At 41.4% G+C, this 12,123-nt stretch carries 15 protein-coding genes and 1 pseudogene; 7 read left to right on the top strand and 9 right to left on the bottom strand.

Annotation, left to right across the window (positions count from 1 at the left end):
- Positions 1-15 precede the first annotated feature (15 nt).
- The 5 genes from trxA (at position 16) to queF (ending at position 2,847) form a co-directional block, all read left to right on the top strand.
- Complete coding sequence (gene trxA, locus KIH88_RS07010) at positions 16-330, top strand: thioredoxin (protein WP_001029581.1); 315 nt, start codon at positions 16-18, stop codon at positions 328-330.
- 201 nt (positions 331-531) lie between these two features.
- Positions 532-1,185, top strand: coding sequence for a 7-cyano-7-deazaguanine synthase QueC (gene queC, locus KIH88_RS07015; protein ID WP_213988192.1), 654 nt, complete (start codon positions 532-534; stop codon positions 1,183-1,185).
- Positions 1,185-1,628 (top strand): 6-carboxytetrahydropterin synthase QueD, encoded by a 444-nt coding sequence (queD, locus tag KIH88_RS07020; RefSeq protein WP_213988193.1) that lies wholly within the window; start codon positions 1,185-1,187, stop codon positions 1,626-1,628. Before queC ends, queD begins: the two co-directional genes overlap by 1 nt.
- On the top strand, positions 1,621-2,337 hold the full coding sequence (gene queE, locus KIH88_RS07025) for a 7-carboxy-7-deazaguanine synthase QueE (RefSeq protein WP_213988194.1): 717 nt from the start codon (positions 1,621-1,623) through the stop codon (positions 2,335-2,337). The genes queD and queE overlap by 8 nt, the downstream gene beginning before the upstream one ends.
- Positions 2,338-2,355: 18 nt before the next feature.
- Positions 2,356-2,847: a preQ(1) synthase gene (gene queF / locus KIH88_RS07030; RefSeq protein WP_213988195.1), complete on the top strand. Its 492-nt coding sequence runs from the start codon at positions 2,356-2,358 to the stop codon at positions 2,845-2,847.
- 57 nt (positions 2,848-2,904) lie between these two features.
- Here queF and KIH88_RS07035 read toward each other — a convergent pair whose 3' ends face one another.
- Positions 2,905-3,573, bottom strand: a complete 669-nt coding sequence (locus KIH88_RS07035) for an MIP/aquaporin family protein (protein WP_213988196.1) — start codon at positions 3,571-3,573, stop codon at positions 2,905-2,907.
- A gap of 267 nt (positions 3,574-3,840) precedes the next feature.
- Here KIH88_RS07035 and KIH88_RS07040 point away from each other — a divergent pair, with 267 nt between their 5' ends.
- The gene (locus KIH88_RS07040) at positions 3,841-4,605 is read left to right on the top strand and encodes a (S)-acetoin forming diacetyl reductase (protein ID WP_213988197.1); all 765 of its coding nucleotides are present in this window, start codon (positions 3,841-3,843) and stop codon (positions 4,603-4,605) included.
- A gap of 129 nt (positions 4,606-4,734) precedes the next feature.
- Here the strand turns inward: KIH88_RS07040 and KIH88_RS07045 are convergent.
- Together KIH88_RS07045 and KIH88_RS07050 are read right to left on the bottom strand one after the other, a co-directional pair.
- Positions 4,735-5,527: pseudogene (locus KIH88_RS07045) on the bottom strand (DUF2785 domain-containing protein).
- Positions 5,528-5,538: 11 nt separating this feature from the next.
- Positions 5,539-5,871 carry a winged helix-turn-helix transcriptional regulator gene (locus tag KIH88_RS07050; RefSeq protein WP_213988198.1) on the bottom strand — a complete coding sequence of 111 codons (333 nt, stop codon included), beginning with the start codon at positions 5,869-5,871 and terminating at the stop codon, positions 5,539-5,541.
- A gap of 149 nt (positions 5,872-6,020) precedes the next feature.
- Here KIH88_RS07050 and KIH88_RS07055 point away from each other — a divergent pair, with 149 nt between their 5' ends.
- Entirely contained in the window at positions 6,021-6,410 is a 390-nt protein-coding gene (locus KIH88_RS07055) for a nuclear transport factor 2 family protein (protein WP_000106199.1), read from the top strand.
- A 168-nt stretch (positions 6,411-6,578) separates the two neighbouring features.
- Here the strand turns inward: KIH88_RS07055 and pepF are convergent, their stop codons facing one another.
- The 6 genes from pepF to KIH88_RS07085 form a co-directional block, all read right to left on the bottom strand.
- On the bottom strand, positions 6,579-8,375 hold the full coding sequence (pepF, locus tag KIH88_RS07060; RefSeq protein ID WP_213988199.1) for an oligoendopeptidase F: 1,797 nt from the start codon (positions 8,373-8,375) through the stop codon (positions 6,579-6,581).
- A 10-nt stretch (positions 8,376-8,385) separates the two neighbouring features.
- The gene (locus tag KIH88_RS07065) at positions 8,386-9,129 is read right to left on the bottom strand and encodes a 16S rRNA (uracil(1498)-N(3))-methyltransferase (protein WP_213988200.1); all 744 of its coding nucleotides are present in this window, start codon (positions 9,127-9,129) and stop codon (positions 8,386-8,388) included.
- 1 nt (position 9,130) lies between these two features.
- Complete coding sequence (prmA, locus tag KIH88_RS07070; RefSeq protein ID WP_213988201.1) at positions 9,131-10,081, bottom strand: 50S ribosomal protein L11 methyltransferase; 951 nt, start codon at positions 10,079-10,081, stop codon at positions 9,131-9,133.
- A 12-nt stretch (positions 10,082-10,093) separates the two neighbouring features.
- On the bottom strand, positions 10,094-11,110 hold the full coding sequence (locus KIH88_RS07075) for an AbiH family protein (protein WP_213988202.1): 1,017 nt from the start codon (positions 11,108-11,110) through the stop codon (positions 10,094-10,096).
- A 68-nt stretch (positions 11,111-11,178) separates the two neighbouring features.
- Positions 11,179-11,559, bottom strand: coding sequence for a hypothetical protein (locus KIH88_RS07080; RefSeq protein ID WP_213988203.1), 381 nt, complete (start codon positions 11,557-11,559; stop codon positions 11,179-11,181).
- Positions 11,556-11,987 carry an NUDIX hydrolase gene (locus KIH88_RS07085; protein ID WP_213988204.1) on the bottom strand — a complete coding sequence of 144 codons (432 nt, stop codon included), beginning with the start codon at positions 11,985-11,987 and terminating at the stop codon, positions 11,556-11,558. Before KIH88_RS07085 ends, KIH88_RS07080 begins: the two co-directional genes overlap by 4 nt.
- Positions 11,988-12,123 lie beyond the last annotated feature (136 nt).

A 12,123-nucleotide genomic window follows, 5' to 3' on the forward strand; every position in this document is an offset into this window, starting at 1 on the left:
AAAAGGAGAAATACAATGGCAAAAGCAATTACAGATGCAACATTTGAACAAGAAACAAAAGACGGTTTGGTCTTGGTAGACTTCTGGGCAACTTGGTGTGGTCCATGTCGTATGCAAGGTCCAATCTTGGACAAATTGTCTGAAGAACTTTCAGAAGATGTTTTGAAAATCGTTAAAATGGACGTTGATGAAAATCCAAACACAGCTCGTGCTTTTGGAATCATGTCTATCCCAACTCTTCTCTTCAAAAAAGACGGCCAAGTGGTGAAACAAGTTGCAGGTGTTCATACTGCGGAACAAATCAAGGCCATCGTTGCTGAATTGAGCTAATCACACGAGAGACCAAGTACTTTATTTGGTCTCTTTTTTCTTGCCCTTTGCCATTTTTCAAAAAATATGCTAGACTGTAGGTAGAATATTACGATGTTTGGGACATGCCATCGCTAAAAAAAACCTCTACTTGGTATTTTTTAGCTCCCTCATGGGAGCTTTTTGCGTGCTCTGAACATTTCCCATTTTGGAAGGAGTACTATGAAACGTCAATCAGCCTTGGTCGTCTTTAGCGGCGGTCAAGATTCCACAACCTGCCTCTTTTGGGCTAAAGAACACTATGAAACAGTCGAAGCTGTCACCTTTGCCTATGGCCAACGCCATCATCTCGAAATCCAAGTCGCTAGAGAAATCGCTAAGGAACAAGGCATTCGTCATCACATCTTAGATATGTCTCTGCTGGGACAAATCACTGAAAATGCGCTGACCTCTGATATAGAAATCGAGCAAAAAGAGGGAGAGGTTCCCAATACCTTTGTTGACGGTCGCAACCACCTCTTTCTTTCCTTTGCGGCAGTTCTTGCCAAGCAACGGGGCATTAAAGACATCGTGACAGGTGTCTGCGAGACAGACTTCTCAGGCTACCCCGATTGTCGAGATGTCTTTGTCAAATCCCTTAATGTTACCCTCAACCTTGCCATGGATTACGACTTTGTTATCCAAACACCTCTCATGTGGCTAGACAAGGCTGAAACTTGGGAATTAGCCGACCAACTAGGTGCCTTTGAATACGTTCGTGAAAAGACCTTGACCTGCTACAATGGGATTATCGGAAGTGGATGTGGAGATTGCCCAGCCTGCCACCTACGTCAGCATGGTTTAGATGTTTATCTTTCACAGAAAGGAGAGGGTTAATGTTTTTTGCACCCAAAGAAATCAAACAAGAAACTGGGGAGTCTCTTGTCTACAATCCTCACAGAACCTTGGTATCAAAAGAGTTTACCTTTGATGCTGCCCACCACCTCTTTCACTATGAAGGAAAATGCAAATCCCTGCACGGCCACACTTATCATCTGCAGATTGCTGTTAGTGGTTTTTTAGACGACCGTGGCATGACCTATGACTTTGGAGACATAAAAGCTATCTACAAGGACTACTTAGAGCCCCACTTGGATCATCGCTATCTCAATGAAAGCCTGCCTTATATGAACACGACTGCTGAAAATATGGTTTACTGGATTTTTCAAACCATGAGTCAAGAGTTACCAGACGAGCGCAGTCTTCGTTTGGAATACGTCCGCCTCTATGAGACTCCGACTGCCTTTGCGGAGTTTAGACGGGAGTGGTTAGATGACTAGGGAACGTGTCCTCAAACTACCAGTTCTGGAAATTTTCGGCCCAACCTTTCAAGGTGAAGGTCGTGCTATTGGCCAGAAAACTATGTTTGTTCGCACTGCAGGTTGCGACTACCACTGCGACTGGTGCGACTCTGCCTTTACTTGGGATGGTTCTGAAAAACCAACTCGCATGACGGCTGACGAAGTCATTGCTGAATTAGACAAGCTAGGAAGCTACGACTATGTCACCCTGTCTGGGGGAAATCCTGCTATCCTAGCAGCCAACATGGCTCAACTCGTCACCAAGCTCAAGGAACGTGGTGTCACTCTGGCAGTTGAGACCCAAGGCTCCCGCTGGCAAAATTGGTTAAAAGATATCGATCAGGTCACTCTGAGTCCCAAGCCTCCTTCATCCAAGATGGAAGTCAACTTCGAGACCTTGGACTTTATCGTTTCCCAACTAGATCCAGACAAGGTCACCTTTAAAATCCCTGTCTTTGACGATGCCGATTTGGCCTTTGCTAAAGGGATTCAAGAACGTTACCATCCAGATGTCCTCTTCTTATCGGCTGGAAATCCTGAGCCCAAGGCTACAGGCAATATTGTCCAAGACCAACTAGACCGCCTCAAAGAACTCTGGGAACGTGTCGCTGCTGATGATAGCTGGGGCAATGTCCGCGTCCTTCCTCAACTTCATACCCTCCTCTACGACAACCAACGTGGTGTTTAAGATTAGAAAGCAGAAATCATGTCACAACAAGAAGAAATGAAAAACCTAAGCCTACTGGGCAACAAAGAAACCAACTACATTTTTGACTATCAACCAGAAGTTCTCGAATCCTTTTACAATCGTCATGTGGAAAATGACTATTTTATCAAATTCAACTGTCCTGAATTTACCTCTCTTTGCCCAATCACTGCTCAGCCAGATTTTGCGACCATTTATATTTCCTACATTCCTGACAAGCTCTGTGTCGAGTCAAAATCCCTCAAACTCTACCTCTTTAGCTATCGAAATCATGGGGATTTTCATGAAAACTGTATCAACACTATTGGGAAAGACTTGGTCAACTTGCTAGACCCTCGCTATTTAGAAGTCTGGGGAAAATTCACTCCGCGCGGTGGCATCTCAATCGACCCTTACTACAACTACGGTAGACCTGGAACCAAGTATGAAGGATTGGCAGACCAACGCCTCTTTCAACACGACCTTTATCCAGAGAAAATTGACAACCGTTAAACAGATACGAAAAAGCCCTGTTCCTCAAACTGAGGAGCAAGGCTTTTTGAGTTTCAATTATTCTTCTGTTCCAAGGAAATTTTTCGCAACAAGTGCTGCAAGAACGCCACCAACGATTGGGGCAAGGATGAAAATCCATACTTGTTTAAGGGCTGCACCACCTACCAAGACAGCTGGTGCCAAGCTACGAGCTGGGTTTACTGAAAGGCCAGTGATGTTCAAGCCAACAAGAATCATGGCCATCAAGGACAAACCAATCACCAAACCAGCGATTGCGCCATTGCCCTTACTTGCTGAAGTGACAGTCATGATAACTAGGACAAACAAGAAAGTTGCAATAACTTCAAACAAGAATCCACCAAAGACAGTAACACCGTTTGCCAAGGCATTTTCACCAAGACTAGCAGTTGACATGCCTGAGTTAGACAAGAGGAAGAATACTGCAGCTGACGCAAGGAAAGCTCCAACTACTTGTCCAAGGATATAGTTTACAAGCTCAGAAGATGACAAACGTTTGTTTACAAACATAGCGATTGAAACAGCTGGATTCAAGTGAGCACCTGAAACAGTTCCGATTGAGTAAGCTGCGACTACGATGGCCAAGCCAAAAGCAAAAGCAATTCCAAGGTGTCCAAGGCCATCAAGACCTTTTCCAAAAACAACGGCTCCTGTTCCGATGAACACAAGCATAAATGTACCGATTAATTCAGCAACAAATTTTTTCATGATAAGTCTCCTTTTTTTCAAACTATGTATTAGTCTATCAAAAGTAGGAAAGGGTTTCAAGAAAATTGACTGGAAATTTTTGTTGAGGCTTCATTTGAATCCTATTATACAATAGAGGCATTTATTTGAAACATTTTTTTCAAAGGTGTATACTATTAGTATAGCGTTGATAGGGGTTCAAGAATCGTTATCAAGGCTCATTTATAAACCTTTGCTGTCCTTTCATAGGACATTTGAACGGTATCGCTGATACCAAGGAGGAATCATATGTCTAAAGTTGCTATTGTCACAGGTGCAGGTCAAGGGATTGGTTTTGCAATTGCAAAACGTTTGGTCCAAGATGGCTTTAAAGTAGGAGTCTTAGACTACAATCCAGAAACGGCTGAAAAAGCTGTTGCCGAATTATCAGCTGAAAATGCTTTTGCTGTCGTAGCAGATGTCTCAAAACAAGCAGAAGTTGCCCAAGCATTTCAAAAGGTTGTTGACCATTTTGGTGACTTGAATGTTGTCGTAAATAACGCTGGTGTCGCCCCAACTACTCCTCTTGATACGATTACAGAAGAACAATTTACACGTACATTTGGTATTAACGTCGGTGGGGTGATTTGGGGTTCGCAAGCTGCTCAAGCTCAATTTAAAACACTTGGTCACGGTGGTAAAATTATCAATGCAACCTCCCAAGCAGGTGTTGTCGGAAATCCTAACCTAACAGTTTATGGTGGTACAAAATTTGCTGTTCGTGGAATTACACAAACATTGGCACGAGATTTGGCAGACTCAGGCATTACTGTCAATGCCTACGCACCAGGTATCGTAAAAACCCCAATGATGTACAATATTGCTCACCAAGTTGGGAAAAATGCTGGAAAAGATGACGAATGGGGAATGCAGACATTCGCAAAAGATATTACCTTGAAACGTCTATCTGAACCAGAAGATGTGGCTGCAGCTGTCAGCTTCCTTGCTGGACCAGATTCAAACTACATCACAGGTCAAACCATTATCGTTGATGGTGGTATGCAATTCCATTAAGATACATAAAAAGAGGTTGGGATAAATATCCAACCTCTTTTACTATCTGCACCATTTCGATTTCAACACTTTTTCAAAACGATTAGCTAATCTATTAGAAGAACTTCCCATACAGTAACCCTATAAAATTTAATAGTGAAAAGATTGAATGATTTTTTTCAAGTCATCTTGTAAAAGATTATGACAGTCTAGTTGAAGGTAAATTTCCAGCAAACAAGATCTGAAATTGGAAAATTTATGGAAATCATTTGCTTCTTGCAAGGGAAATTCTACTGTTTGCAGCCAAGCAGTGAGTAGAAACGGCTCGATTCTCCCTCGTAAGATTGGTTCATAAAGTACTCTCGCTAACCGCCAATCTTCATCATTTGTAAAACGAATCTCAACACGTTTAAAGATTTTCCCAATGATTTCAAATGCTTCGGCTATATCTGACTTTGGAAAGCTAGGATGGCATATAACTTCCTTCAAGAGATCAACCCCATGCGCAAATGCGTGGATCCACCCAAACTGATGAGAGTAGCCCGTCGTCTCTTTTTCCTTTGTAAGATAGTGTAAGCCTTGATTTAGCATGGTAACCCTGATAGGAGAAGACAATTGCTGGTAATAAAGTGATCCCTTAGTACCATCGCAGGACAGTAGATTGGCATAAATAAGCGCCCTAAAAGAACGTTTAAGAGCCGAAACTCCTCTACTATCAATCTCTTTGTATAGACCTTCATCAGAGGAGACCTCTTCTGAGATAAACTGAAACTGCTCAAGGGTAAACAACTCTTCTTGAAGCCCCCCTGGCTAAACTCGTAAAAACAAGTTCGTCTCGAATTTCTGGAGAGGCATCCCCTAAATGCTCAAGCAACCACTGAATTTCTTCTCGGCTATAGCCTGGCTTTACTTCTGTCACTTTTCTTTGTAATTTTCGACGCATCTCAAGTACCTCTACATTTCTAGCAACTTGATATAATCTAGACCCCATTTCTCGACAGCATCTAAAACAATTCTGAATTCCTGCCCCATTTCGGTTAAGCTGTACTCAACTCGTGGGGGAACTTCGGCATAGACCTTTCGTTGAACAATCTTATCCTTTTCTAATTGACGGAGATGACGGGTCAAAATAGTTTGAGTAATCCCAGGCAATAATCTCTGCAATTCTTTAAATCGTTTGGTACCCGTACTCAACTGATAAATGATTACCAGTGCCCATTTCCCCGTTAAAACCCTCTGCGTTGTCGCAAATGGACAAATACCATACTCACTCACTTTATTTGGCATAAAATATCTTCTTTCTATTTTTTTAAAAAATTTATCTTTTAGTATTAATAATAGTACCACTTTTGATACCAGCTATCGAAAAAGTGTCTACTTGTTTTTTTGATTTTAACTGTTACAATTATACCATAAAAAAGAAATGGAGAATAGATATGTCAACAAACTTAGAAATTTTCAATGCTTATAACCAAGCTTTAATTGCTGGTGACTTTCCTGGTGTCTTTGAAACGATGGCAGATGATATTGTCTGGCATCAACCTGGTAATCATAGTATATCTGGTTCAGTTGTTGGTAAGGACAAGCTAGGATCTCACCTAGCTACATTTGCTGAGAAAACTAATGGAACCTTTAAGGTGATAACAAATTGGGTTTCTGACAATAAGGATTTAATCGCAGCTAATGTTACTTTTCTCGGAACACGTGCTGATGGTACTGAACTCAATATGAACGGGATTGACCTCTTCCGTATTGAAGACGGAAAAATCAAAGAAGTTTGGCTCTTCTCTTCAGATCAAGCTGAAGAAGATAGCTTTTGGGGATAATTTAAGAGGCTGGGACAAAAAATTTTGATTTTAGGAATTCTTTATTATAAATTTTTAAAATCGATAGATTAGAAAAAAAGCGAACAAGACAGTATTCTGAGTGTCAGATAACTCGTTTTGTTCGCTTTTTATATTTAAGGTTAGACTTTTGTCCCAGACTCTTTTAATTTACTCCCCCAACTCAGCACTATAAGCAATAATCTGGTCAACTGTATCAGACAAGAATTGGATGGTATCACGGAGTGGTTTGTCCGTTGAGATATCGGCTCCGATAATCATGGCTGACTCAAGTGGTGTCTTGCTGCCACCTGATTTGAGGAGATTGAGCCAGTCTTCAGCTCCAGTTTCTGAATGTTTCAGATGGAGATAACCAGCAGTCGAAATAACTAGTCCCGCTGAGTAGGTATAGCTATACAAGCCCATGTAGTAGTGAGCTTGGCGCATCCAAGTCAAGGCCGCATCGTCATCAATCTCAATAGCATCTCCCCAGAAATCCGTCAAGACTTCCTTCATAATACTGTTGAGCTTGCTTGCCCCAAAGGTTTCTCCTTCTTCAATCAATGTATAAACCTTACGTTGGAAGGCTGCTTCCAAGAGGTGGGTAATAAAGTTATGGAAGTAGGTGTCTGTCAAACGGTGGGCAAGAGCAAAGCGTTTTTGACGAGGGTCGTCAGACTGATGTTCCAAATAATCACTTAAAAGCAATTCATTGAAGGTTGACGGCGCTTCGACGTAATAAGTAGACATGTGGGCATTAAAGTAACTCTGATGATTGTCAGAAAAGATAAATTGACCAGAATGCCCGATCTCATGAATCAAAGTATAGACATCGCTCAAACGGCCTGTCCAACTCATAAGGACATAAGGGTGCACGCGATATGGATCCGTTGCGTAACCACCTGAATCCTTGCCACTATTAGCAGCAAAGTCTACCCAGCGCTCTTCTTGGTAACGGGCAATTTCTTGAGTGTATTCTTGACCCAATGGTGCGACTGACTTCATGACCAAATTATAGGCGTCATCAATAGTCACTTCAGGTTTGAGGGCGCTGTCCAAGTCCAATTTCCAGTCTGCAAAAGTCATCTTTTCAAGACCATTGACCTTGGCAACATGCTTGAGGTATCTCTGGGCAACTGGCGCAAAGTCCTTCATGATGAGGTCAATCTGGCGGTCAAACATGGAACGATCCACTTCTTGCTCAGCTAGGAGATAATCAAAGACTGAGTCATAGCCCTTCATATCTGCCAACAATTTCTCAGACTTGACTTGAGCTAAATAGGCTGCCGCAGCCGTATTTTGGTGCTTACGGAGTCCCTCTGAGAAAGAACGGAAAGATTTCTCACGAACCTCAGCGTTCTCGTGGTTTTGGTAGAAATTTTCATAGGTCACAAAGCTGTTTTTGTAGGTTTTGCCATGGGCTTCAAAGTCAGCCATCTCAAAGTCCCCAGCTCGCATCTTAGTATAAATGTCCTGTGGACTGTAGAAAACTTCACCCAGATTTGTCAAGGCCTTCTCCACATCCGCCCCTAGATAGTGGGCTTTTTTGATTTTAGCCTGACGAATGGCTGCCGTCAAGTGAGGCAATTTACCCAAACGGTCCAAGACCTCCTCGTCTGCAGCCACCAAGGCGTCGTCAAAGAAGATCAAGGCTACACTGGCATCTGTCTCAAAGTCCATCCCAGCTTGGGCAATATTAGCAAACTCTTCATTGCTATAGTCTGTCGTCTGAGGCATAAAGGCGTAATTGCCGATATGACTCATCTGAATATAGATTTGTTCCAATTCCGCAAAGGCCTTCTCAAAATCCTCATAAGTATGAAGATTGCCCTTGTAATCACGGCTAAATTGGTTGATGTCTTCGCGAGCTTTCTCGATTGCACGCAAGAAATCTTCACGGTCTTGGTATAGGGCTGTTAAATCCCAAAGTTCCTTTTCGGGAAATTCTGAACGGTGTTTTTGTTCCATTTTCTTCCTCTTATTTCTCTAATTCTACTAAAACACTAAGGGCTGATAAGGCGTAAAGTGGTGCTGTTTCTGCTCGTAAAATCCGAGGTCCAAGTCCCGCCAAGACAGCTCCTTTAGTTTCAAAACTTTCGATTTCTGCTGGTGAGAGACCGCCTTCTGGGCCAAAGATAAAGAGCAATTTGGCTCCTTTCTCGAGTCCAGTAACTGCTTGCAGAAGGGCAGCGGCTTCTCCTTCTTTAGCCGACTCTTCATAGGCCACTATGATAGAGTCAAACTGGTCAAGCTGGGCTAGAAAATCTGCTTTCTTCTCGAAAAGCTGAATACTTGGAACGATATTACGCTTGCTTTGTTCTGCCGCTCCAAGGGCAATTTTTTCCAGTTTTTCAACCTTTTTAGCCAATTTCTTACCATCCCACTTGGCGACCGACCAGTCAGCGGGAAAGGCCCAGATTTGACTGGCACCGAGTTCGGTTACTTTTTGAGTGATAAACTCCAGCTTGTCTCCCTTGGGAAATCCTGATGCGATGGTTACTTGAACGGGCAGTTCCACATTGTCAGCCAATTCTTGGACCAACTCAAACTGACGATTTTCCACATCCAGCACGCGCGCCAAACGCTTGACACCATCATCAAAGACCAAGGTCACCTCATCATCTTCTTTCAAGCGCATGACCTGAAATATATGCTTGCTGGTTTCCTTGTCCTCAATAGTGACAGGAGATATTGCACTGCCTTTTACAAAATACTGCTGCATGCTAGCCTCCAATCACACCTGAAATATCCTTTGTTTTCTTAAAGACACAGGCATTCCATTCTCCTTGAATCATGTGGGTTTCAAGGAAAAATCCAGCTGACTCAGCCGACTCGCGCACCATGTCCCACTTGTCCTTGATAATGCCACTCATGATCAGGTAGCCTTCATCCTTGACCAAGCGATAAGCATCCTCTGTCAGATGAATGAGAATATCCGCCAAGATATTAGCCACGATGACATCTGCTTCAATCTCAACCCCCTTAAGCAAATCTCCTGCCGCTACATGGATATTTTCCATACCAGGGTTGAGCTCAATATTTTCCTGAGCCACACGAACCGCCACGTCATCGAGGTCATAGGCGAAGATTTCTTTAGCTCCTAGTAGTGAGCTAGCGATAGAAAGGACACCTGAACCAGTCCCCACATCGATCACTGTTTCACCGCCACGAAGAACCTGCTCCAAGGCAAAAAGGCTCATCTTAGTGGTTGGATGCGTTCCAGTCCCAAAGGCCATGCCTGGATCCAGCTTGATAATCTTTTCTCCAGCAGCCACCTCATAGTCTGTCCAAGATGGCACGATGGTCAAATCATGAGTGATGCGGGCTGGCTCATAGTATTTCTTCCAGTTGTCTGCCCAGTCTTCCTCAGCCAAGTCAGTCGTACCCATCTTGATCTCACCCAAATCCATAAAATCTGTCAATTCTGCCAGGCGAGCCTGCAAATCTGCCTCAACCACTGCCACATCAACCGTATCAGGATAGTAGGCTGTCACTACGATTTCTTCTTGTTGCTCCACCTCTGGGAAAATCTCGCCGAAACGATCCACATTTCCCACATAGTCCATACTGTCTTCGATTGCGACTCCTTGAGCTCCCAGCTCAATCAAGAGATTGGAAACCAACTCCTCCCCCTCACGCTTCACTGTAACTTTTAACTCTTGCCATGTTTCCATTTTGTACTTTGCTTACCTTTCCATTAGGTTAAAAATATTCTTTCCGATAACAACAATAAGATTTTCTCTTAATTTCTTCTCTAACTCTAAGTCAATACCACTATTCTGTATGAATTTGTTTTCTACCATTTTATATAAGCGTCTCACTCTATTAGGATTTCCTGCAGCAAAATTAGGAGCATAATGATAAACAACTACTGGGACCTTATCATCAATTGAGCGTTTAGCAATCTGATTCCACAGATATTTATCAGTAATACCAAGAGACACTCCGTAAAGAATAATTATGTCAGAGTTTTTAATTATCTCGCTATTCCTAACATCCATATTTTCTCTATATTCTTTCAAAATATATTCTTTTATAAGAAAACTTTTTTGCTCATCACTAAATGTAGCTGAAATTTGTGACTCATCACTGACCCCTAAAATTGTACAAGCATCTAAAATACCATGCACATGGATTGGTTTTGATATATGAAAACTATAAGCATTATGCCTCAGAGCATTACTAAATGTTACTGTTGATGATTCATATAACTTATCAAGTATACTAGTATAGTTTAAACTAAGAATATTTACATGATCATTTCCAATTGGCTTGTCATTATACTTTTGGCTAGTAACTTCTTGATTTGATATAGGACAATCAGTCTTAATTCGATTTAGAGTGTTTTCAAAATCAATTTTATAATTTTCAACATTAAAGGTTTCCTCTACCATCCTTAAATAAGCAATTAAATCATCGATTATATCAGTAAAATCATCAATGAATTTATCCTTTGATTCTTTGCTTAGAATAATTCCAGAATTCTTTTTTGTTAATTCTCCAATTGATAATTCAAAATCTGACCAATTTTTATAATCATTTGCTTTATCTGTAAATAACGATTCATAGATTAAATTTGAATATCCTTCTTTCTCTTTCCTTTCCATATAAACTTTATGTTGAAAGTCATAGAAATCCTTGTATTTTGTTTTTAAACCATATTGCAAATCTAAACCATTCCCAACAATATATGTAATATTCATTACTTAAATAATTTCCTTTCAAATGACTCTTCCTAATCAACCAGCATTCCACTATTTTGAAAAAGTTTTTACCGTTTCTTACATTCCTCAATCACATCTGCATAGTGTATAGACATGGCACTGTGTAGTTGGTGTTTGAAACGACCAAACATGAGATAATAGGCCAGAAAATACACTGGCACGATTATAAAAAAGAGTAGCAAGATAGAAAATAAGACTGGCACAAGGTCTTGCCCTCTTCGAAGAGTCCCTACTAAAGTCAAAATCGGAAGCAAAATGACTGTAAACATTATGACAAGTCTAACTGTTCGAAAGCTTTTTTCTCTCTGGCCTTTGAGTTGTAAGTATTCCATATAGAGCGCTGTCGCTTCTTCTTTACTGTACTGGTTAGTCTCTAATCTTCGTTTAATTTCTTTATTTAGTGTAGTTGTGGCTATTGTGTATATCATTTCTCTTTTTCCTCCAAATATTCCCTCACTCTGTCCTGCAACTGGGGGACAACCTTATCTGAGCCAAGAAACTCCTCAATACTCATCAGTCTATATCCCTGTCCCTCATCACCAAAGACGATACTATCAAACTGTTCCTGCCTTAACTTGCCAACTAGAAAGACGGATTCCTTCCTCTCAAAAAGCATACTTGGGTACACCTTACTCCAATGCAGACAATCTTTAGTCAGATGAATTCCCAGCTCTTCGTAAACTTCACGCGCCGCACACTCAAAGGGACTTTCATCACCCTCTCGTCCGCCACCTGGTAATTCCCAGGTATTAGGGTATGGAATGTTTGATTTGTCATCACGTAAGATAGTTAAGAGCTTATCTCCACAAAACAAAGCAATTTTGCAACCTGTAAAATCAGAAATTTCTATTTCCATATCAGACTCCTTTGTCTAATTCTTGTTCCAACTCCTCTAACCAGTTTTCATAGTAACGTTTCTCTTCTCGCACCACCCTACTGTTATTTGTTTTCTGTTTGACAAACTAAATTGTCTAGTATTTTCACGATAAAAA

The sequence above is a fragment of the Streptococcus oralis genome, assembly GCF_018448765.2.
GTDB classification, from domain to species: domain Bacteria; phylum Bacillota; class Bacilli; order Lactobacillales; family Streptococcaceae; genus Streptococcus; species Streptococcus oralis_BM.

Bases quoted from the DNA above. Each gene is read 5' to 3' on its own strand.
- KIH88_RS07040 (WP_213988197.1), top strand. From the start codon at position 3,841: ATGTCTAAAGTTGCTATTGTCACAGGTGCAGGTCAAGGGATTGGTTTT.
- KIH88_RS07050 (WP_213988198.1), bottom strand. From the start codon at position 5,871: ATGCCAAATAAAGTGAGTGAGTATGGTATTTGTCCATTTGCGACAACG.
- KIH88_RS07035 (WP_213988196.1), bottom strand. From the start codon at position 3,573: ATGAAAAAATTTGTTGCTGAATTAATCGGTACATTTATGCTTGTGTTC.
- queF (WP_213988195.1), top strand. From the start codon at position 2,356: ATGTCACAACAAGAAGAAATGAAAAACCTAAGCCTACTGGGCAACAAA.
- KIH88_RS07065 (WP_213988200.1), bottom strand. From the start codon at position 9,129: ATGCAGCAGTATTTTGTAAAAGGCAGTGCAATATCTCCTGTCACTATT.
- queC (WP_213988192.1), top strand. From the start codon at position 532: ATGAAACGTCAATCAGCCTTGGTCGTCTTTAGCGGCGGTCAAGATTCC.
- KIH88_RS07085 (WP_213988204.1), bottom strand. From the start codon at position 11,987: ATGGAAATAGAAATTTCTGATTTTACAGGTTGCAAAATTGCTTTGTTT.
- pepF (WP_213988199.1), bottom strand. From the start codon at position 8,375: ATGGAACAAAAACACCGTTCAGAATTTCCCGAAAAGGAACTTTGGGAT.
- KIH88_RS07055 (WP_000106199.1), top strand. From the start codon at position 6,021: ATGTCAACAAACTTAGAAATTTTCAATGCTTATAACCAAGCTTTAATT.
- trxA (WP_001029581.1), top strand. From the start codon at position 16: ATGGCAAAAGCAATTACAGATGCAACATTTGAACAAGAAACAAAAGAC.
- queD (WP_213988193.1), top strand. From the start codon at position 1,185: ATGTTTTTTGCACCCAAAGAAATCAAACAAGAAACTGGGGAGTCTCTT.
- queE (WP_213988194.1), top strand. From the start codon at position 1,621: ATGACTAGGGAACGTGTCCTCAAACTACCAGTTCTGGAAATTTTCGGC.
- KIH88_RS07080 (WP_213988203.1), bottom strand. From the start codon at position 11,559: ATGATATACACAATAGCCACAACTACACTAAATAAAGAAATTAAACGA.
- prmA (WP_213988201.1), bottom strand. From the start codon at position 10,081: ATGGAAACATGGCAAGAGTTAAAAGTTACAGTGAAGCGTGAGGGGGAG.
- KIH88_RS07075 (WP_213988202.1), bottom strand. From the start codon at position 11,110: ATGAATATTACATATATTGTTGGGAATGGTTTAGATTTGCAATATGGT.